Raw genomic sequence first — 20,317 nt, 5'->3', positions numbered from 1 at the left:
ACTGTCGCGACGGGGCATCGTCGCCCTTCGATCGATCCTAGCCGCGCCTCAATAGCACAGGGCTGGGAAGGGCCTGAACAGCCCGTGCGCTGATACCCGGCTGACATCGACACGTCGTGGGACGGGTAGACTGTTCACAGCTCTCCGCGCGGCGGCATCCAGGCCAACTCCCCCAGGACGGAAACGTAGCAAGGGTAACCAGGCTCTGCCGGGTGCGCGGAGAGTCTTTTCATGCCCGGATGCCGGTGACGCGACGCGGCGGGACTACCGCGCGAACGGGCCCTCGAGCACCGCCCAGTGCAGCAGCATGATCGTCTTCGCGTCCTGGATGCGGCCGTCGCGGATCCACTGGAGCGCCTCGTCGATGCCGAGCTCGACCAGCTCGATGTCCTCGCCCTCCTCGGCGAGTCCGGCACGGTCGTTCAGGCGGGCCGCCGCCGTGAAGGGCGCCGCGTAGAAGTGGATGCGCTCCGTCACCGAGCCCGGGCTCATGTACACGTCGTACACGTGCTGGAGCTCGCCGATCTCCAGGCCGGTCTCCTCAACAGCCTCGCGGCGGATCGCGGTCTCGGGGTCGTCGTCGTCCAGCAGCCCGGCGGCCGTCTCGACGAGCATCCCGTCGGGGTGGTCGTTGACGTAGACCGGGTAGCGGAACTGGCGCGTCAGCAGGACCGTGCGCTGATCGGGCTCGTAAAGCAGCACGGTCGCCCCGTTGCCGCGGTCGTAGGTCTCGCGCTGCTGGGTCGAGACGGTGCCGGTGGCGTCCGTGTACTCGAGCGTGGTCCTGCGCAGCACGTGCCACGCGGAGGCCAGCAGTTCGACATCCCTCACGTGCACGTTCGGGTTGCGGTCGAGATCCAGACCTGTGCGGTCCAGGCCCGTCCGGCCGCGGTGGTCGGGGACGTCGAGGCCCGGAGTCGGAGGCATGATCGCGAGCCTAGCGATGCAGGATGAACGTCCTGTGACAGCCGGCGGGCGCTCTGGTCGCAGCATCCGGCCCGCCCATAGAGTGGGCCTCGTGGCGCAGAGCATCTTCATCACCTCGGCCGAAGGTCACTCAGGCAAGTCGACGATCGCGCTGGGGGTGCTCGATGCGCTGAGCCGCGCGACGGCGCGAGTGGGGGTCTTCCGGCCCATCGCGCGCTCCACGGCGGAGCGCGACTACGTGCTCGAGATGCTGCTCGACCACGACGGCGTCGACCTGGACTACGACCTGTGCGTCGGCGTCACCTACGACGATGTACGCCGTGATCCGGATGCCGCGCTCGTGAGGATCATCGAGCGGTACAAGGCCGTCGAGGGGCTGTGCGACGCGGTCGTGATCGTGGGCAGCGACTACACCGACGTCGGAAGTCCCGCCGAACTGGGCTACAACGCGCGCATCGCGGCCAACCTCGGCGCTCCCGTCCTGCTCGTTCTGAGCGGCCGCGCGGGGCAGGGGGAGGAGCTCGGAACCTCACCCGCCCGCACCCCCGGCGAGCTCGGCCAGATCGCCTCGCTCGCACTCACCGAGCTCGTGAACGGGCGCGCGGGGCTCCTCGCGGTGATCGCCAACCGGGTGGACCCGGAGGTGCTGGTCGACTCCGTCGCCACGGTCCAGTCCGTCGTCGACGCCGCGCACCTGCCCGAGCGCCCCTCGCCGGACGGCAGGCTTCCGGTGTGGGCTCTGCCGGAAGACCGCCTCCTGGTCGCGCCCGCGGTGCGCGATGTCATGCGCACTCTCGACGCCACGTTCACGAAGGGCGATGACGAGCTGCTGTCCCGCGAGGTCCTCGGGGTGGTGATCGCGGGGATGTCGATGGTCAACGCCCTGCCCCGTCTGCTCGAGGGCTCGCTCGTCATCATTCCGGCGGATCGCACCGAGGTGCTGCTCGCCGCGCTCCTGGCGCATCGGTCGGGCACCTTCCCGTCGCTCTCCGGCATCGTGCTCAACGGCCCCTTCCCGCTCCCCGACGACATCGACCGGCTGATCGACGGCCTGGGGGTGACGCTTCCGATCCTCTCAACCGACCTCGGCACCTATGAGACCGCGCTGACGGTCATGTCGACGCGCGGGCGACTCGCCGCCGGCTCGCAGCGCCGCTACGACACGGCGCTCGCGATGTTCGAGACCCACGTCGACACCGAGGCGCTGGTCAGCTCTCTCGGGCTCGCGAAGGCCACCGTCCTGACGCCGCTCATGTTCGAGTACGGGCTCATGGACCGCGCGCGGGCGAATCGCAAGCACATCGTGCTGCCGGAGGGCGACGACGATCGCATCCTCCGCGCCGCCGCCACCGTGCTCTCGCGCGGCATCGCCGACCTCACCATCCTCGGTGACGAGACCGAGGTGCGCGGGCGGGCGCTGGAGCTGGGCATCGACATCGGGGCGGCCCAGGTCCTGTCGCCCTTCGACGCCGCGCACGTCGACACCTTCGCGCACGAGTACGAGCGCCTCCGCGCCCACAAGGGCGTCACCTATGCGCAGGCCGCCGACAGCGTCACGGACGTCTCCTACTTCGGGACGCTGATGGTTCACCTGGGGCTCGCCGACGGCATGGTCTCTGGCGCTGCGCACACCACGGCCCACACCATCCGCCCGGCTTTCGAGATCATCAAGACGAAGCCCGGCGTCTCGGTGGTGTCCTCGGTCTTCCTCATGGCGCTCGCCGACCGCGTGCTGGTCTACGGCGACTGCGCCGTCATCCCCGACCCCTCGGCCACCCAGCTCGCCGATATCGCGGTGTCCTCCGCCGCCACCGCCCAGCAGTTCGGCATCGAGCCGCGCGTGGCGATGCTGTCGTACTCGACGGGGGAGTCGGGCACGGGAGCGGACGTCGAGAAGGTGCGGGAGGCCACCGCGCTCGTCCGCGAGCGGGCGCCCGAGCTGCTCGTCGAGGGTCCGATCCAGTACGACGCCGCCGCTGATGCGGCGGTCGCGAAAGCCAAGATGCCCGGCTCCGATGTCGCCGGCCGTGCGACGGTGTTCGTGTTCCCCGACCTCAACACCGGCAACAACACCTACAAGGCGGTGCAGCGGTCGGCCGGCGCCGTGGCCATCGGGCCCGTCCTGCAGGGGCTCAACAAGCCCATCAACGACCTGTCCCGCGGCGCGCTCGTGGACGACATCGTCAATACGATCGCCATCACGGCGATCCAGGCCCAGGGAGAGGCATCCCGATGAGTGTCGTGCTGGTCGTCAACAGCGGATCGTCCTCGTTCAAGTACCAGCTCATCGACATGGATGCCGAGGCCGTGCTGGCATCGGGACTGGTCGAGCGCATCGGCGAGGACGTCGGAGACTCGCAGCACAAGGTGCACTTCGTCGCCGGCGAGGGCGAAGCGTCCGTGACGGCGACGGACGCGAAGTACACGCGGGAGCTGCCGATCCCCGACCACACCGCGGGGTTCAAGGTCATGCTCGACGCCTTCGCCGAGCACGGTCCGTCTCTCGAAGACCGTGCCCCGGTGGCCGTCGGCCATCGTGTCGTCCACGGCGGGGCGCGCTTCTTCGAGCCGACCCTCATCACCCCCCTGGTCGAGATCAACATCGATGAGCTCTCGGTCCTCGCGCCACTGCACAACCCGGGTGCGCTGCAGGGGATCAAGGCCGCGAAGGCGGCGTTTCCGGCGCTGCCGCACGTCGCCGTCTTCGACACGGCGTTCCATCAGACGCTTCCGCCCTCGGCCTACACATACGCGATCGACCGCGAGCTCGCCGAGGCGCACCGCGTGCGCCGCTACGGCTTCCACGGCACGTCGCACAAGTTCGTCTCGGAGGCCGCCGCCGCATTCCTCGGCCGGCCCCTCGCCGAGCTCAAGCAGATCGTCTTCCATCTCGGCAACGGCGCATCCGTCACAGCGGTGGACGGCGGTCGGTCCGTCGACACCTCGATGGGACTCACGCCCCTCGAGGGACTGGTCATGGGCACCCGCTCCGGTGACATCGACGCCGCGGTGCTGTTCCACCTGGCGCGGCGCGCGAGCATGTCGATCGACGACCTCGACACGCTCCTGAACCGGCGCAGCGGACTGCTCGGACTCGCCGGCGTCTCCGACATGCGCGACATCGAAGAACGGGTCGAGCAGGGGGATGCTGCGGCCATCCTCGCCTTCGAGGTCTACCTCCATCGGCTCCGCTCCTACGCCGGCGCCTACCTTGCTGAGCTGGGGGGCGCGGATGTCATCGCCTTCACCGCCGGCGTCGGTGAGAATTCCCCGCTCGTGCGGGCCGGCGCCCTGGCGACCCTCGGGTTCGCCGGTGTCGAGCTCGACCCTGAGCGCAACGAGGCGCGCGAGCGCGGCATCCGCGTGATCTCCGCTGACTCCTCGGCCGTGACGGTGCTCGTGGTCCCCACGAACGAGGAGCTCGAGATCGCCCGGCAGGCGCTCGACGCTGCTGCCACGGCAGCCGCCGCCTGAGCCTCTGCGGAGGCCGACGGCGGCGGCATCAGGCATCCGTTCGATGTCCACTCTGCGACGTCATTCCTGCTGCCCGCGCGGGCCGACTACGCTTGCAGGACGGCGCGACGAAGAGCCGGTCACACCGACACCCGTATCGTTCGCCAGGAGGTTCTGTGCCCACTGCACTGCCCGATCTGACCGGCTATGACGCCGTGCTCTTCGATCTCGACGGCGTGCTGACGCCCACCGCCGAAGTGCATATGCACGCGTGGCAGACGATGTTCGAGGAGCTCTTCACGGCGTGGGGCCTCGAGCCCCCGTACACCGAGCGCGACTACTTCGAATATCTCGACGGCAAGAAGCGCTACGACGGCGTCGCGAGCCTGCTGCACAGCCGCGATGTCGAGGTGCCGTGGGGCGAGCCGTCGGACGCCCCCGAGACCGACACCGTCTGCGGCATCGGCAACCGCAAGAACGCCGTCTTCTCCCGCGTGCTGCGCGGCGACGGCATCCAGCCGTATCCCGGCTCTGTCGCGCTGCTGGACGTCCTGCAGGCCGCGGGCACCCCGATCGCCGTCGTGTCCAGCTCGAAGAACGCCGAAGAGGTGCTTCAGGTCGCCGGCATCCGCGATCGCTTCCCCGTCGTGATGGACGGCGTCATCGCCGAGCGCGACGATCACGCCTCCAAGCCCGCACCGGACGTCTTCCTCGAGGGGGCCCGGATGCTGGGCGTCGAGCCCGCCCGCAGCGCCGCCGTCGAAGACGCCCTGAGCGGCGTCAAGTCCGCGGCTGCGGCCGGCTTCGGCCTCGTCATCGGCGTGGACCGKGGAGTCGGTGCCGATGATCTCCGCGCAGCCGGTGCCCACATCGTCGTCCAGGACCTCCAGGAGCTCGTGCCATGATCGACCGCGATCGCTTTCCCGTCGACCCGTGGCGGCTCGTCGAGAAGTCGTTCTCCATCGCCGAGGCGGGAGTCAGCGAAACCCTCTTCGCCGTCGGCAACGGCTATCTGGGCCTCCGCGGCAACCAGCCCGAAGGGCGTCATGCCCACGAGCACGGCACGTTCATTAACGGGTTCCACGAGACGTTCCTCATCCGCCATGCCGAGCAGGCCTACGGCTTCGCCGAGGTCGGCCAGACGATCATCAACGCACCCGACGCGAAGATCATGCGCGTGTACGTCGACGACGAGCCCCTGTCGTTCGACGTGGCTGACGTGCGCGAGTACGAGCGGTCGCTCGACATGCGCGAGGGCGTGCTCCGCCGCGGCCTGACCTGGGTGACGCCCTCGGGCAAAGAGGTGCGGATCGACTTCGAGCGCCTCGTCTCGTTCGAAGAGAAGCACCTCGCCGTGATGCGGGTCGAGGTGACGGTGCTGAACGCGGACGCCGCCGTGACGGTGAACTGCCAGATCCTGAATCGCCAGGACGGCGAGGACGTCTACGGCGGGTCGCCGCCGCCCTCGAAGAAGGGCGGGTTCGACCCCCGCAAGACGGAGAAGATCCAAGAGCGGGTACTCGACCCGCAGGAGTACTGGCAGGAGGACATGCGCTCCGCCCTGTCGTACCGCACCTCCCAGTCGGGCATGACGCTGGCCGTGGCCGCCGACCACCGGATCGAGACCGCGAACGAGTATTCCGCGCGCCGGATGATCGAGCCCGACATCGCCAAGAACGTCTTCCGCGTGCAGGCCAAAGCGGGCGTGCCGATCCGCGTCACGAAGCTCGTGGCCTACCACACGTCCCGCGGCGTGCCCGCGCGCGAGCTCGTCGACCGGTGCCGCCGCACGCTCGACCGCGCTCTGACCGTCGGCATCGACGCCGTCTTCGCCGAGCAGCGGGCGTGGCTCGACGCGTTCTGGAAGCGCTCCGACATCCGCATCGCGGGACACGACGCCCTGCAGCAGGCGACGCGCTGGTGCCTGCTCCAGCTCGCGCAGGCTGCGGCACGCGCCGACGGGCAGGGGGTCCCCGCCAAGGGGGTCTCGGGCTCGGGCTACAGCGGCCACTACTTCTGGGACACCGAGATCTACGTCCTGCCGTTCCTCATGTACACGACCCCCCAGTGGGCGAGGAACGCCCTGCGCATGCGGTATCTCATGCTTCCCGCCGCTCGGCGGCGCGCCTTCCAGCTCAACGAGGCGGGAGCCCTCTTCCCCTGGCGCACCATCAACGGCGAAGAGGCATCCGCGTACTACGCCGCGGGCACCGCGCAGTACCACATCAACGCCGACGTGAGCTTCGCGCTGGCGAAGTACGTGCGTGCGACGAACGACGTCGACTTCCTCTATCGCGAGGGCATCGACATCGCAGTCGAGACGGCCAGGCTCTGGACCACGCTGGGGTTCTGGCGCACGAGCGACGACAGCCTCGAATCGTTCCACATCCACGGGGTGACGGGTCCCGACGAGTACACCACCGTCGTCAACGACAACCTGTTCACCAACGTCATGGCGCGCTTCAACCTGCGCTTCGCCGCGCGGAGCGTCCGGCAGATGGCCGACGAGCAGCCCGAGGCGTACCGGCTGATGGTCGATCGCCTGGCCCTCGACCCCGACGAGACCGAGGCATGGGAGCGCGCCGCCGAGGCGATGCACATCCCCTACAGCGCGGCCTTCGGCATCCATCCTCAGGATGCGGTGTTCCTCGAGCGCGAGATCTGGGACCTCGAGCACACCCCGCCCGACAAGCGTCCGCTGCTGCTGCACTTCCACCCGCTGGTCATCTACCGGTACCAGGTGCTCAAGCAGGCCGACGTCGTGCTCGCCCTGTTCCTCCAGGGCAATCACTTCACCCCCGACGAGAAGCTCGCCGACTTCGAGTACTACGACCCGCTGACCACCGGCGACTCGACACTCTCGTCCGTCGTGCAGGCGATCCTCGCGGCGGAGGTCGGCTACCAGGACCTCGCCCTCGAGTACTTCCTGCAGTCGGCGTTCGTCGACCTGGGCGACCTCCACCACAACGCCGCGGACGGTGTGCACGTCGCCTCCGCCGGCGGGGTGTGGACGGCGCTGGTGTCGGGATTCGGCGGGATGCGCGATCACTTCGGCAACCTGACGTTCGATCCCCGGCTCCCCGCGTCGTGGGACGAGCTCGCCTTCGCGCTGCAGTGGCACGGCACCCAGCTCGACATCTCGGTGACGCGGCGTGAGTTGCGGGTCGCGGCGTCGGGTCCCGCCGCCGTCGAGTTCGGCGTTCGCGGTGAGACCTTCACCGTCACTCCGGGCGAAGAGGTGGTCGTGCCGCTCGTGGATCAGGGTCCGGTCCTCTCGGGCCGCCCGACGATCCGCCAGTTCGAGGACGTCCGTCGCGAGGACGGCACGCTGCTGTCGGCATCCGTGCCCACGGTGACCACAACGATCCCGGTCATCGGCGAGCTCGCCGATGCCCCGGACCAGCCCGTGGACGCGTGATCAGGAGGGCCGCCGGGATGCGATGGGCCGAGCCGGTCGAAGTGTCGGAGGCACGGCCTAGGCTTATCCGGTGACCACAGCCCTCTACCGCCGTTACCGTCCTGAGGCGTTCGGCGAGATGATCGGGCAGGCTCAGGTCACCGAGCCGCTCATGACGGCCCTGCGGAGCGATCGGGTGGGCCACGCCTATCTGTTCTCCGGGCCGCGCGGCTGCGGTAAGACGACGTCGGCTCGCATCCTCGCGCGCTGCCTGAATTGCGCCGAAGGACCGACTGACACGCCGTGCGGTCGCTGCGACAGCTGCGTCGAGCTGGGCAGAGGGGGCGGCGGTTCGCTCGACGTCGTCGAGATCGATGCCGCCTCGCACAACGGAGTCGACGACGCGCGCGACCTCCGCGAGCGGGCGATCTTCGCGCCGGCGCGCGACCGCTTCAAGATCTTCATCCTCGATGAGGCGCACATGGTGACGCCGCAGGGCTTCAACGCGCTGCTCAAGCTCGTCGAGGAGCCGCCCGACCACGTGAAGTTCATCTTCGCGACGACCGAGCCTGAGAAGGTCATCGGCACCATCCGCTCGCGCACGCACCACTACCCGTTCCGGCTGGTGCCCCCGGCGGCGATGCTCAGCTACGTCGAAGAGCTGTGCGAGAGCGAGGGCGTCACCGTCGAGTCGGGCGTCCTGCCGCTCGTCGTGCGCGCGGGCGGCGGCTCGCCGCGCGACACCCTGTCTCTGCTCGATCAGCTGATCGCCGGTTCCGAAGGACCGGTCGTCGCCTACAAGCGCGCGGTGTCGCTCCTCGGCTACACGCACGCCGAACTGCTCGACGAGGTGGTCGACGCGTTCGCGGCGGCGGATGCCTCAGCGGCCTTTGCGGCGATCGACAGGGTGATCCAGACCGGGCAGGACCCGCGGCGGTTCGTCGACGACCTGCTCGAGCGCCTGCGCGACCTCATCATCGTCAGTGCGACGGGGCAGGGAGCGGCCGCGGTGCTGCGGGGTGTGTCAGCGGAGGACCTCCAGCGGATGTCGCGCCAGGCCGGCGCCCTCGGCACTGCGCGGCTCTCGCACATCGCAGACCTGGTGATCGCGACCCTCGACGACATGACGGGGGCGACCTCTCCGCGCCTGCAGCTCGAGCTCATGGTCGCGCGCGTGCTGGCTTCCGCGTGGGCGGGTGCCGGCCCGGCTGCCGGCGCTGCGCCGGCGCCGGGCGTTGCGGCGGCACCGGTGGCAACTGCGGCGCCTGCCGCTGCTGCGCCTGCCGCTGCCGCTCCGGCCGCTGCTGCTCCTGCCGCTGCTCCTGCGCCCACGGCATCGGCACCGGCGGTGGCCGCGCCCCCGGTCCTGTCGACCCCCGGTTCCGATTCCCGTCCCGAGCCGGACGGCAGCCCGATCGCCGACCCTCCTGTCGCCCGCCGAGCTGCGCAGCCGGCGACCGGGCCCGCTGCTCCCGAGCCGGCCCCGCCCTCGACGACAGCGGCACCGAGCGGCCCGGTCACTCTGCAGCGCATGCGCGATGCGTGGCCGCAGGTGCTCGGCCGCCTCGAGACGATCAGCCGCACGTCGTGGCTCCTCGCCTCCGGTGCCGAGGTCGCCGCTCTCGACGGGGATGTGCTGACCCTCATCTTCCAGAGCCAGTCCGACGTCACCAAGTTCAAGCAGCTGTCGGCGGGAGCGGGCCCGAGCGAAGACCTTCGCGGTGCGATCGTGGCGGTGCTCGGTCTCCGGGTGAAATACATCGCCAAGCAGGACTCGGACCGAGGGGCCGGCGGAGGGTCCGACCGCGGTCCCACGGTCGGCGGCGACTCCAGCGGCACTCCCCGGCGCGGCGCGGCGGCGCCCGCGAATGAGCGTCCCGCACCCGCACGCGCGTCGGCGGCCCCTGTGACGGAGTGGGCCGTCGCCCGGATTCCGGATGCCGCGCCCCCGGCAGACGCCGGGCCGGCGGCATCCGTCTCGACGTCGCCATCCTCGGCAGTCGGCCAATTCGCGATCGACGATGAACCCGAAGACGTCCGAGGCCAGGCGGCGCGCCTGGGTACCACGACGCTCGCCCCGGCGCGCGAGGGCGATGTCCTGCCCACCGCCGACGTGGAGCCCTCGATCGAGCCTGACGAGGACGACTCCGACGTGGAGCCCGAGGTGGGCGCTTCCGTCGACGTTCCCGTGCCGCCCGCGATCGCACCACCGCTGGCGAGTGCTCCCCGTGAGATGAGGCAGCGGCCGCAGTCGGCCTCCCGACCGGGTCAGCCGCAGCGCTACGGAGAAGCGGTCGTGCGCCAGGTGCTGGGTGCGGCGTTCGTGCGAGAAGAGCCGTATGAGCCCCCGACGAGGTTCAGCTGAGCATGTACGACGGCATCGTCCAAGACCTCATCGATGAGTTCGGGCGGCTTCCGGGCATCGGCCCGAAGTCCGCGCAGCGCATCACTTTCCACATCCTGCAGACACCCAGCTTCGACGTGTCGCATCTCGCCCAGCTGCTCGCCGAAGTGCGCGAGAAGGTGCGGTTCTGCGACGTGTGCGGCAACGTCTCGGAGCAGGACCGCTGCAGCATCTGCCGTGACCCCCGACGCAACGAGAAGCTCATCTGCGTGGTCGAAGACGCCAAGGACGTGGCGGCCATCGAGCGCACGCGCGAGTTCCGGGGCCTGTACCACGTGCTCGGCGGTGCGATCAGTCCGATCGCCGGCATCGGGCCCGAAGATCTGCGCATCACGCAGCTCATGCAGCGGCTGGCGGACGGCACGGTGCAGGAGGTCATCCTCGCCACCAACCCGAATCTCGAAGGCGAGGCGACCGCGACCTACCTCAGCCGTCTGCTGCACACGCTCGAGATCGCCGTCACACGCCTGGCGTCGGGTCTTCCTGTCGGCGGCGACCTCGAGTATGCCGACGAGGTGACCCTGGGGCGCGCGTTCGAGGGCCGCCGCTCGGTGTGAGGGCCCGTATGAACGCCCCCGTGAGCCCGATCGTGTCGACGCGTTTCAGCACGCGCGGGTGGATGCTGTTCGCTGTCATGTCCGTGGTGTGGGGCCTCCCGTATCTCTTCATCAAAGAAGCGGTCGACTCGTTCTCGCCGCCCGCGATCGTGGCCGGACGCACGCTCATCGGCGCGCTCATCCTGCTGCCCATCGCGCTGCACCGACGCGCGCTCCTCCCCGCCCTGAAGCTCTGGCCGTGGGTGCTCGCGTTCGGTGCGATCGAGATGGCGGGCCCCTTCCTGCTCCTCGGCCATGCCGAGCAGACGCTTCCGTCCGGGCTGACCGGCCTTCTGGTCGCGACCGTCCCGCTCTTCGCGGCTGTCATCGCCTTCACGCGCGGAGACAGGGGCGTCCTTCGCCCCGCGCGGGCTCTCGGGCTCGTCATCGGGTTCGCCGGCGTCGCGGTCATCATCGGCGGTCCCGGCCTGGCGGCCGGGGGAGCGATGAGTCTCCTCGCCGTCGGAGAGCTCCTCATCGTGGCCGTCTGCTACGCGATCGCGCCCTTCATCGTGGCGACGAAGCTCAAGGACGTGCCCTCCCTCGGCACCATCACGCTCTCGCTCGCCGCCGTCGGCCTCTTCTACCTGCCGATCGGCCTGCTGGCGCAGCACGAAGTGCCGACGGCCCGCAGCACGGTCTCGCTCGTGGCGCTCGGCATCGTGTGCACCGCCGTGGCGTTCATGGCGTTCTTCGCCCTCATCGCCGAGGTCGGGCCCGCGCGCGCGCCGCTGTTCACCTACGTCAACCCCGTGGTCGCGATCGTCCTCGGTACGATCCTGCTCGGCGAAGAGCTCAGCTTCGGGCTCCTCATCGGGTTCCCGCTCGTGATCCTCGGATGCTGGCTCGCGGCGACGGGTGGCCGCGTGCGTGCGGAGGACGCGTTCGATCCCGCCGATCAGACTTCGATCGGCACCTCGTAGATCTCGAGGGTGCCGTGGCCTGCGCGCTCGTGCACCCGCTGGACGGCCTCCTTCGACGGCCCGGTCGACAGGCAGAACGCTTTGCCCGACACCGGGTCCAGCCACGCCTTCTCGAAGTGGACGCCTTCCTCCTCCTCGATCGCGAGGTCGGCATCGTGTGCCGCCTGCAGGCCGTCCTTGTCCACTCCGACGAACCCCTCGTGGACATCCATGAATGTAGGCATGGAAGAACCTTCCTTTCGCCGCCCGGTCCCAAGACCAGGCTCCTGGGCCCAGTGTCCTCCTGCTCGTGCGCGCGGTACAGAGGGGTTGAGGGCCCGGTCACATGGCGGGCGGGGAATGGCGGCGTCCGTAAGATAGACGACTGGCGCGGCATCCGTTCGCCGCCCGATACCCACCACCACACGCGTGCCGCACGGCACCCTCGGGAGTACCACGTGGCGCTGATCGTCCAGAAGTACGGCGGTTCCTCCGTCGCCGACGCCGAGAGCATCAAGCGGGTCGCGAAGCGCATCGTCGCGACGCGCCGTGCCGGCAACGACGTGGTCGTGGCCGTCAGCGCCATGGGCGACACGACCGATGAGCTGCTCGACCTCGCCGGTCAGGTCGCGCCCATCCCGGCTCCGCGCGAGCTCGACATGCTGCTCTCGAGCGGCGAGCGCATCTCGATGGCGCTCCTTGCGATGGCGATCCACTCGATGGGCTTCGAGGCGCGCTCGTTCACGGGCAGCCAGGCGGGCATGATCACGACCGCGGATCACGGCGCCGCGCGCATCGTCGATGTCACCCCGGTCCGCCTGCGCGAGGCCCTCGACGAGGGCGCCATCGTGATCGTCGCGGGCTTCCAGGGCTTCAATCGCGACACTCGTGACATCACCACGCTCGGCCGCGGCGGCACCGACACGACCGCCGTCGCCCTCGCCGCTGCCCTCAACGCCGATGCCTGCGAGATCTACAGCGACGTCGACGGCGTCTTCACCGCCGACCCGCGGGTGGTGCCGAAGGCCCGAAAGCTCAAGAGCGTCACCAGCGAAGAGATGCTCGAGCTGTCGGCCAACGGCGCCAAGGTCCTGTACATCCGCGCCGTCGAGTACGCCCGCCGCCACGGTGTGCTGATCCACGCCCGATCGACGTTCAGCCCGAACGTCGGAACCTATGTGCTCGGCCCGGGGATGACCCTCCCCGACGGCGAAGGAGAAGAGATGGAAGAGCCAATCGTCGCCGGTGTCGCAACCGACCTCGGACAGGCGAAGATCACGGTCATCGGCGTTCCCGATGTGCCCGGCAAAGCCGCCGAGATCTTCAAGATCGTCGCCAAGTCGGGCGCGAACGTCGACATGATCGTTCAGAACGTCTCCGCGGCCGCGACGGGGCGAACCGACATCTCGTTCACACTGCCCAAGGGCGACGCGGCGACGGCGCTCAGGGCCCTCGCCGGCGATCAGTCCGAAGTCGGCTTCGAGAGCCTCGTCCACGACGACCAGATCGGCAAGCTGTCGGTCGTGGGCGCCGGTATGCGCACGCACTCGGGCGTCTCGGCGACGCTGTTCGAGGCATTGTCGATTGCGGGCATCAACATCGAGATGATCTCGACGTCGGAGATCCGCATCTCGGTGGTCGTCCGCGGCGATGACCTCGCCGAGGCAGCGCGGGTCGTGCACCGTGCCTACGATCTCGATGGCGACACCGACGCGACCGTTCACGCCGGCTCCGGTCGCTAGGCCGGCTCGGGTCGTCAGGCCGGGTTCGGGTCGTCAGGATCGGCTCGCGAGCACCGCGTCCCAGAGGGCGTCGGCGACGATGCGCTTCGAGCCGGAGGCCTCGGCGACGATCTCGTCCCGGGCATCGATCACCATGACGCGGTTCTCGGATGCTTCGAAGCCCGTGTTCCACCCGACCTCGTTGACCACCAGCAGGTCCACGCCCTTGCGCGCGCGCTTTCGCCGCGCGCGGTCGCGGAGCTCGGCGTCATCCGTCGTCGTCTCGGCGGCGAATCCCACGACCGTCTGACCGTCGCGCCGGTCGGCGGCCAGGCCCTTCAGGATGTCGTCGTTCTCGACGAGCTCGAGCGACGCGAGGACCCCGTCCTCCTTGCTGAGCTTCCGCTCCGCAACGGCTGCGACCCGGTAGTCGGCGACGGCCGCGACCATCACCACGATATCCGCGTCGGCCGACGCTTCGCGTACGGCGGCGCCCAGCTCCGCGGCGGTTCCGGTGCGCACGATCTCGACGCGCGGGTCGAGCGATGCCCCCGTCAGCACGCCCTCATCGACGTGCGCCGCGACCAGTCGCACGTGAGCGCCGCGCCGCGCAGCGGCAACGGCGACCTCGGCCCCCTGCCGCCCGCTGGAGCGGTTGCCGATGTACCGGACGGGGTCGATGGGCTCCCGCGTGCCACCGGTCGACACCACGACGTGCAACCCGGAGAGGTCGCCCCCGGTCGAGGCGACGGCAAGGGCGGACGCGGCGATGACGTCCGGCTCCGACATCCGTCCCGGTCCGCTGTCCCCTCCAGTGAGCGGGCCGTCGGCGGGACCCACGATGTGAACGCCACGGCTGCGCAGCGTCTCGACGTTCGCCACCGTCGCCGGGTGCCGCCACATCTCGGTGTGCATCGCCGGCGCGACGACGACCGGGGCCGATGTCGCGAGCAGGGTGTTGCCGAGCAGGTCATCCGCGAGGCCTGCGGCCATCGAGGCCAGCGTGTTGGCGGTCGCAGGAGCGACGATCACGAGGTCCGCCTTGCGGCCGAGGGCGACGTGGCGCACCTCGGCGACGTCCTCGTGCACCGAGGTCGTCACGGGGTTGCGGCTGATCGCCTCCCACGTGGTCAGCCCGACGAAGCGGAGCGCATCCGCCGTCGGGACGACGTGAACGTCGTGGCCCTCGAGTACCAGCAGCCGCACGAGGGTGACTGTCTTGTAGGCCGCGATACCGCCTGTCACGCCGACTACGATGAACATTCCCCGATCCTCCCACGCGCCGCTCACGTCATCCGAGAAAGCCGTCGCCCCTGTGTGCACCGTCGTCGTCCACGTCCCCGAGACCGCCGATCAGCCCACGCGCATCCTCGCGGTGCGCGACGAGGATCCGGCTCGCGCGTGGGATCCGCTCGGGACGTGGTGGCCGGATGCCTACCCCGGTGTCGCCGGCGTCCGGGACGCCCGCGCCGGTGGGGCGTGGCTTGCGGTCGACCCGGCGACGCGGCGCCTTGCCGTCCTCCTCAACCGCGAAGACGTCGCGACGCTCCCCGAGGACGCTCTGCGCTCTCGTGGGGGAGTCGTGCTCGAGGCGGTCGCCGGTCGCCAGCCCGGCTCTCACCCGCCGACGCACGGCTTCAACCTCGTCGAGGTGGACGGTCCTGGCGTCACCGTGACGACGTGGGACGGTGAGCGGGCGCGGACGAGCTCCCTCGCGCCCGGAACCCACATGATCGCGCACGACGACGTCGACGACCACGACACTCCGCGCATCGCCCGGTGGCTGAGCGCGTTCTCAGACGCGCAGACGGATGCCGCGGCATCCGGCGAGTGGTTCACGCCCTGGCTGACGCTGCTCGAACGCTCGGCCGAACTCGCACCCACCGACGACGACGCGATCATCCGCGACAACCGCCCGCTCGGCTACCCCACACTGTCTCTGCTCGTGTGCCTCGCCTCCGTCGGGCCGGAGGGCGTCGACCTCGCGTACGGCGCCTTCGACGAGCCCGGCAGGTGGAACGCGCTGACCCTCGTCTGACGGTCACACCGTCCGGGCGTTCGGCGTCGGCCGGTAGAATCGGGCGAACCCCGGTGCCTGCGCCTTCGGCGCGCCCTGCCACCCCGACTTCGAGGATCACGAATGACCCGCATCTCAGACTCCGGACTCTCCGTCGCCGTCGTCGGCGCCACCGGCCAGGTCGGCGCCGTGATGCGCGAGATCCTCGCTGAGCGAGCCTTCCCGATTCGCGAGCTGCGGCTGTTCGCGACGGCGCGCTCCGCCGGCACCTCGGTCGAGTTCGCCGGGCAGACGGTCGTCATCGAGGATGTCGCGACGGCTGACCCGGCCGGCATCGACATCGCGCTGTTCTCCGCCGGTGCGACGGGCAGCCGGGCGCACGCCCCGCGCTTCGCGGAGGCCGGAGCTGTCGTCATCGACAACTCGAGCGCATGGCGCATGGACCCCGATGTTCCGCTGGTGGTGAGCGAGGTCAACCCGCACGCGATCGCGCAGGCGCACAAGGGCATCATCGCCAACCCGAACTGCACGACGATGGCCGCGATGCCGGTGCTGAAGCCCCTGGCTGCCGAGGCCGGCCTCGAGCGGCTCATCGTCTCGACCTACCAGGCGGTGTCGGGCTCTGGCCTGGCCGGTGCTCAGGAGCTTCTCGGGCAGGTCGAGGGCGTCCTCGCACAGGGCGATACGCTGCGCCTCGTCCGCGACGGCTCCGCCGTCGACTTCCCCCAGCCCGAGAAGTACGTCGCGCCGATCGCGTTCGATGTCATCCCGCTCGCGGGCAGTCTCGTCGAGGATGGTCTCAACGAGACCGACGAGGAGAAGAAGCTCCGCAACGAGAGCCGCAAGATCCTCGAGCTTCCCGACCTCCGCGTCGCGGGCACCTGCGTTCGCGTGCCCGTCTTCACGGGTCACTCACTGAGCATCCACGCCGAGTTCGCGCGGGACATCACCCCCGAGCGCGCCCGAGAGCTGCTGGCCGATGCTCCCGGCGTCGCACTGGAAGAGGTTCCGACGCCCCTCCAGGCCGCCGGGAGCGACCCCAGCTACGTCGGCCGGATCCGCGCCGACCAGTCGGCTCCGGAGGGCAAGGGCCTCGTGCTGTTCATCTCGAACGACAACCTCCGCAAGGGAGCTGCGCTCAACGCCGTGCAGATCGCAGAGCTGGTTGCAGCGAGCCTGGGCGTCTCGGCCTGACCCGGTATCCGGGCCGCCAACGATTCCCCAGAACAGGCGGTCTGCCGGGGGCAGGCTGATCTGCGGTGGATGGGCCTGTTGTGGGCAGATCGCCTGTCACCGGGCGCGCAGAGCACACGGCATCCGGCCCCCAGCGGCTTTCCGCGGGGGAAAGAATCGCGGAGTTTGCCGTTGCTCCCCTCTCTCCAGGTCGAGTGACGATGACGGCGGCGCCTAGAATCGTCAGGTGACAGAGACCGTCGACGTCGTGCTCATCGGTGGCGGCATCATGAGCGCCACCCTGGGTACCCTCCTCTCCGAACTCCAGCCCGACTGGAAGATCGTCGTCTACGAACGACTCCACGATGTGGCACTGGAGAGCTCCAACGCGTGGAACAACGCCGGCACGGGCCACGCGGCCCTGTGCGAGCTGAACTACATGCCGGAGGGGCCGGACGGCGACCTCGATCCCGCCAAGGCGATCGCGATCAACGAGCAGTTCCAGCAGAGCCGCCAGTTCTGGTCGTCGCTCGTCGAGCGAGGGCTTCTGGATGAGCCCAAGACGTTCATCAACACGGCGCCGCACATGACCTTCGTGCGCGGAGAGAAGGACGTCGAGTATCTCCGCCGCCGCTACGAGGTGCTCAAGAAGGAGCCCCTTTTCGCCGGCATCCAGTTCAGCGACGACTCGCGCGTGATCAACACCTGGGCGCCGCTGCTCATGCAGAAGCGCCGCGTCGGCGAGCCATTCGCGGCGACGCGCGTGCCCGCAGGCACCGACGTCGACTTCGGCGCCCTGACGCATCAGCTCTTCGACGCGTTGAAGGAGCGGGGCGTCGATGTCGTCACCAACCGCGAGGTGCGGGGACTCAAGAAGCTGAGCGACGGCACGTGGCGCGTCAAGTGGCGCAACACCATCGGCCGCACGCCGGGTGAGACCAGGGCCCGGTTCGTGTTCGTCGGAGCCGGCGGCTGGGCGCTGAAGCTGCTCCAGCGCTCGGGCATCCCCGAAATCTCGGGCTACGGCGTGTTCCCGATCGGCGGACAGTTCCTGAAGACCACCAATCCGGCGGTCGTCGCCCAGCACAAGGCGAAGGTCTATTCGCAGGCGTCCGTGGGGGCGCCGCCGATGTCGGTCCCGCACCTCGACACGCGCGTGGTCGACGGGGAGGCATCCCTGCTGTTCGGCCCGTTCGCGACGTTCAGCCCGAAGTTCCTGAAGAACGGCTCCCCGCTCGACCTCGTCACGCAGGTGCGTCCCGGAAACCTCATCCCGATGCTCAAGGTGGCATGGGACAACCCCGGACTGATCAAATACCTCGTCGGCGAGCTGCTGAAGGACCACGCGAAGAAGGTCGACAGCCTCCGCACCTTCATGCCGACGGCGAAGGACGAGGACTGGGAGCTCATCCAGGCGGGTCAGCGCGCACAGGTGATGAAGAAGGATCCGAAGAAGGGCGGCGTCCTCCAGTTCGGCACCGAGGTGGTCACCGCCAAGGACGGCTCGATCGCCGGCCTGCTCGGCGCGTCGCCCGGAGCCTCGACCGCCGTGTCGATCATGCTCGGCCTTCTGAAGACCTGCTTCCCCGACCGGATCGCGCAGTGGGAGCCGACGCTGAGGGATCTCATCCCGAGCTACGGCGAGACGCTCAACCCGCGGCCCGAAATCGCACAGGAGAAGCTCTCCGAGACCGCCGGAGTGCTCGCTCTCACGGCGTAACGGCAGGCGCCGCTACGCTGGCGCGATGGGGCTCGGGATGCTGGCGCGCGCGGCGGCGGTCACCGCGGTGCTCGTCGCGACGCCGTTGCTCGGCGGCGCGGCGGCCGCCGCAGCGGTCGGCGCGGCCGCTCTGGGCGTCGACGGCTTCACGTACGACTCGTTCGAGGCCGACTACTGGCTGGGACGGGATCCGGGCGGCCAGAGCGAGCTGTACACGACCGAGAAGATCGTCGCCCGCTTCCCCGACTTCGACCAGAACAAGGGGATCATCCGTTCCATCCCCCAGGCGGACTCGGGGGTCGCGCACGACACCCAGGTGGTGAGCGTCACCGGCGCCGGTGGAGCGCCGGTCCCGTGGTGGACCGAAGAGGACGAGGAGTACGTCTACGTCCTCACCGGCGACGACACCTACGTCCAGGGGCCGCAGACCTATCTCATCTCGTACACCATGAGCGACGTCGTCCTCAGGTACGAAGACACCGACGCGGACGAGTTCTACTGGGACACCGTCGGCACCGACCACGCGCAGCCCTTCGGGTCGGTGCGCGCGACCGTGCACATCCTGGGCCAAGCCCGCCTGGGCGTCCTGCCGGATCGCGTGTTCTGCTACTCGGGTCCGGCCGGGTCGACGGCGGCGTGCGACATCCAGCCGGCGACCTCCGACACCCCACCCGGTCCCGTCGCCGCGTGGGCGATCGGCAACGGAATCACGGGCTCCGCCGATGGTCACGTCGCCTTCACCGCCGCCGACCAGGACCTGGGGTCCGACGAGAACGTGACCGTGGCCATCGGCTTCACACAGGGCACCTTCGCGGCACCCTCGCCTCCGCCGCCTCCGCCGTACCCCTGGTGGGAGTGGATCCTGCCCGCGCTCGGCCTGCTGGCGGGCTTCGGCGGACTGGCGTTCATCCTCGTGATGAAGGCCTTCCTGCGTCGCAATCCCGACGATTCGCCGATCATCGTGCAGTACTCGCCGCCTGTCGACGAGTCGCCGACGCTCTCCGCGGGGGTCCTCGGGGTCCCGGCCAGAGCCCTCGCGGCGCACGTGGTCGATCTGGCGGTGCGCGACAAGGTCGAGATCACCGCATCCGGAGACCGTAAGGACACCGATGACTTCAGCGTCGTGCTGAGGGACGACACGGGCCTCGCGCACGACGACCGTCGCATCGTGACGACCCTGTTCGGGAAGGATGCCGCCCCCGGCGACCGCGTGGATCTCGGAGAGTTCGCGCACAAGCCCCCCGTGCGAGCCGTCACCTACGTGCGGCGCATCGACGACGCCACGGTGGACCGAGGGTACCGCAGCAAGACGCCGCGATGGATCGGGGTCGTGCGCGGTGCCCTCCAATTCGGCGGCCTGGTCATCGCCGTGCTCCTCATGTTCTTCCTCGATGGCATGCCCTCGGTCCTGACCGATCTCGGAGCCCTGGGCGGGTGGATCAACGTCCTGTCGATAGCGAGCGCCTACGGGGCCTTCATCGTCCTGCCCTTCTTCGGCCTCCCCAAGACGACTCTGACGCTGGCGGGCGGCAGGCATCGGACGTACCTCGACGGCATCCGGGAGTACCTCCGCCTGGCCGAGGAGGAGCGCCTGCGCGCCGCACAGTCCCCACAGACGGCGGATCTCGTCTCGGCGGGAGTGCGCCCGTTCGGAGAGGCGGCCGGCGCTCCCGGCGCGGAGGTCGTGAACCTGTACGAACGGCTGCTCCCGTATGCGGTGCTCTTCGGAATGGAGCGCGAGTGGGCGGACGTGATCCGATCGGCCGTCGTCGTCGAGCCGACGGCGTCACGCCTCGCGCTGCTCGACTCGGTCAGCTCGGACTCGCTGTCACACGCGTCGTCCTCGATCGGTCGCCTCGCCGCAACACCCGTCTCGAGCGGCAGTTCGTCCAGCTCGTCGGGCTCGTCCTTCTCCAGCAGCTGGTCGTCGTCCGGCGGTTCGAGCGGCGGAGGATTCTCCGGCGGAGGCGGCGGCGGCGGAGGGTTCGKCGGTCGCTGACCGGCTCC

Annotated in this window: 15 protein-coding genes and 1 other RNA gene; 13 read left to right on the top strand and 3 right to left on the bottom strand. The window is 69.7% G+C overall.

Features of this window, described 5'->3' with window-relative positions; translation table 11 throughout:
* Nucleotides 1-135 precede the first annotated feature (135 nt).
* Nucleotides 136-232, top strand: an RNA gene (gene ffs, locus AC1DP3_RS05760) — signal recognition particle sRNA small type.
* A gap of 32 nt (nucleotides 233-264) precedes the next feature.
* On the opposite strand, the gene AC1DP3_RS05755 is transcribed toward ffs, so the two are convergent.
* Nucleotides 265-927 (bottom strand): NUDIX domain-containing protein, encoded by a 663-nt coding sequence (locus tag AC1DP3_RS05755; RefSeq protein WP_477292183.1) that lies wholly within the window; start codon nucleotides 925-927, stop codon nucleotides 265-267.
* 91 nt (nucleotides 928-1,018) lie between these two features.
* Here AC1DP3_RS05755 and pta point away from each other — a divergent pair, with 91 nt between their 5' ends.
* The 7 genes from pta (at nucleotide 1,019) to AC1DP3_RS05720 (ending at nucleotide 11,700) form a co-directional block, all read left to right on the top strand.
* On the top strand, nucleotides 1,019-3,163 hold the full coding sequence (gene pta, locus AC1DP3_RS05750; RefSeq protein WP_477292182.1) for a phosphate acetyltransferase: 2,145 nt from the start codon (nucleotides 1,019-1,021) through the stop codon (nucleotides 3,161-3,163).
* Nucleotides 3,160-4,401 (top strand): acetate/propionate family kinase, encoded by a 1,242-nt coding sequence (locus AC1DP3_RS05745; protein WP_477292181.1) that lies wholly within the window; start codon nucleotides 3,160-3,162, stop codon nucleotides 4,399-4,401. Before pta ends, AC1DP3_RS05745 begins: the two co-directional genes overlap by 4 nt.
* 155 nt (nucleotides 4,402-4,556) lie before the next feature.
* Nucleotides 4,557-5,285 (top strand): HAD family hydrolase, encoded by a 729-nt coding sequence (locus AC1DP3_RS05740; protein WP_477292180.1) that lies wholly within the window; start codon nucleotides 4,557-4,559, stop codon nucleotides 5,283-5,285.
* Nucleotides 5,282-7,798, top strand: a complete 2,517-nt coding sequence (locus AC1DP3_RS05735; protein ID WP_477292179.1) for a glycoside hydrolase family 65 protein — start codon at nucleotides 5,282-5,284, stop codon at nucleotides 7,796-7,798. Before AC1DP3_RS05740 ends, AC1DP3_RS05735 begins: the two co-directional genes overlap by 4 nt.
* 70 nt (nucleotides 7,799-7,868) lie before the next feature.
* Nucleotides 7,869-10,142 (top strand): DNA polymerase III subunit gamma and tau, encoded by a 2,274-nt coding sequence (locus AC1DP3_RS05730; RefSeq protein WP_477292178.1) that lies wholly within the window; start codon nucleotides 7,869-7,871, stop codon nucleotides 10,140-10,142.
* 2 nt (nucleotides 10,143-10,144) lie between these two features.
* A complete protein-coding gene (gene recR, locus AC1DP3_RS05725; protein ID WP_477292176.1) occupies nucleotides 10,145-10,738 on the top strand; it encodes a recombination mediator RecR in 594 nt (197 codons plus the stop codon).
* A gap of 20 nt (nucleotides 10,739-10,758) precedes the next feature.
* On the top strand, nucleotides 10,759-11,700 hold the full coding sequence (locus AC1DP3_RS05720) for a DMT family transporter (RefSeq protein ID WP_477292174.1): 942 nt from the start codon (nucleotides 10,759-10,761) through the stop codon (nucleotides 11,698-11,700).
* Here AC1DP3_RS05720 and AC1DP3_RS05715 read toward each other — a convergent pair.
* Nucleotides 11,676-11,924: an SCO4226 family nickel-binding protein gene (locus tag AC1DP3_RS05715; protein WP_477292172.1), complete on the bottom strand. Its 249-nt coding sequence runs from the start codon at nucleotides 11,922-11,924 to the stop codon at nucleotides 11,676-11,678. The two genes, AC1DP3_RS05720 and AC1DP3_RS05715, sit on opposite strands and share 25 nt — an antisense overlap.
* Before the next feature lie 213 nt (nucleotides 11,925-12,137).
* Here AC1DP3_RS05715 and AC1DP3_RS05710 point away from each other — a divergent pair, with 213 nt between their 5' ends.
* Nucleotides 12,138-13,421: an aspartate kinase gene (locus AC1DP3_RS05710; RefSeq protein WP_477292170.1), complete on the top strand. Its 1,284-nt coding sequence runs from the start codon at nucleotides 12,138-12,140 to the stop codon at nucleotides 13,419-13,421.
* A gap of 33 nt (nucleotides 13,422-13,454) precedes the next feature.
* Here AC1DP3_RS05710 and coaBC read toward each other — a convergent pair whose 3' ends face one another.
* On the bottom strand, nucleotides 13,455-14,663 hold the full coding sequence (coaBC, locus tag AC1DP3_RS05705) for a bifunctional phosphopantothenoylcysteine decarboxylase/phosphopantothenate--cysteine ligase CoaBC (protein ID WP_477292168.1): 1,209 nt from the start codon (nucleotides 14,661-14,663) through the stop codon (nucleotides 13,455-13,457).
* Nucleotides 14,664-14,715: 52 nt separating this feature from the next.
* Here coaBC and AC1DP3_RS05700 point away from each other — a divergent pair, with 52 nt between their 5' ends.
* From AC1DP3_RS05700 to AC1DP3_RS05685, 4 genes are all read left to right on the top strand, one after another.
* Complete coding sequence (locus AC1DP3_RS05700) at nucleotides 14,716-15,438, top strand: NRDE family protein (protein WP_477292166.1); 723 nt, start codon at nucleotides 14,716-14,718, stop codon at nucleotides 15,436-15,438.
* A gap of 102 nt (nucleotides 15,439-15,540) precedes the next feature.
* On the top strand, nucleotides 15,541-16,611 hold the full coding sequence (locus AC1DP3_RS05695; RefSeq protein ID WP_477292164.1) for an aspartate-semialdehyde dehydrogenase: 1,071 nt from the start codon (nucleotides 15,541-15,543) through the stop codon (nucleotides 16,609-16,611).
* A 226-nt stretch (nucleotides 16,612-16,837) separates the two neighbouring features.
* Entirely contained in the window at nucleotides 16,838-18,310 is a 1,473-nt protein-coding gene (locus tag AC1DP3_RS05690) for a malate:quinone oxidoreductase (RefSeq protein ID WP_477292162.1), read from the top strand.
* Nucleotides 18,311-18,335: 25 nt separating this feature from the next.
* A complete protein-coding gene (locus tag AC1DP3_RS05685; protein ID WP_477292160.1) occupies nucleotides 18,336-20,309 on the top strand; it encodes a DUF2207 domain-containing protein in 1,974 nt (657 codons plus the stop codon).
* The last annotated feature ends 8 nt before the right edge of the window (nucleotides 20,310-20,317 follow it).

The sequence above is a fragment of the Microbacterium sp. P5_B6 genome (genome assembly GCF_056400345.1).
The sequence above is the reverse complement of the archived record's forward strand: the minus strand, read 5'-3'. Positions and strand labels throughout refer to the sequence as shown.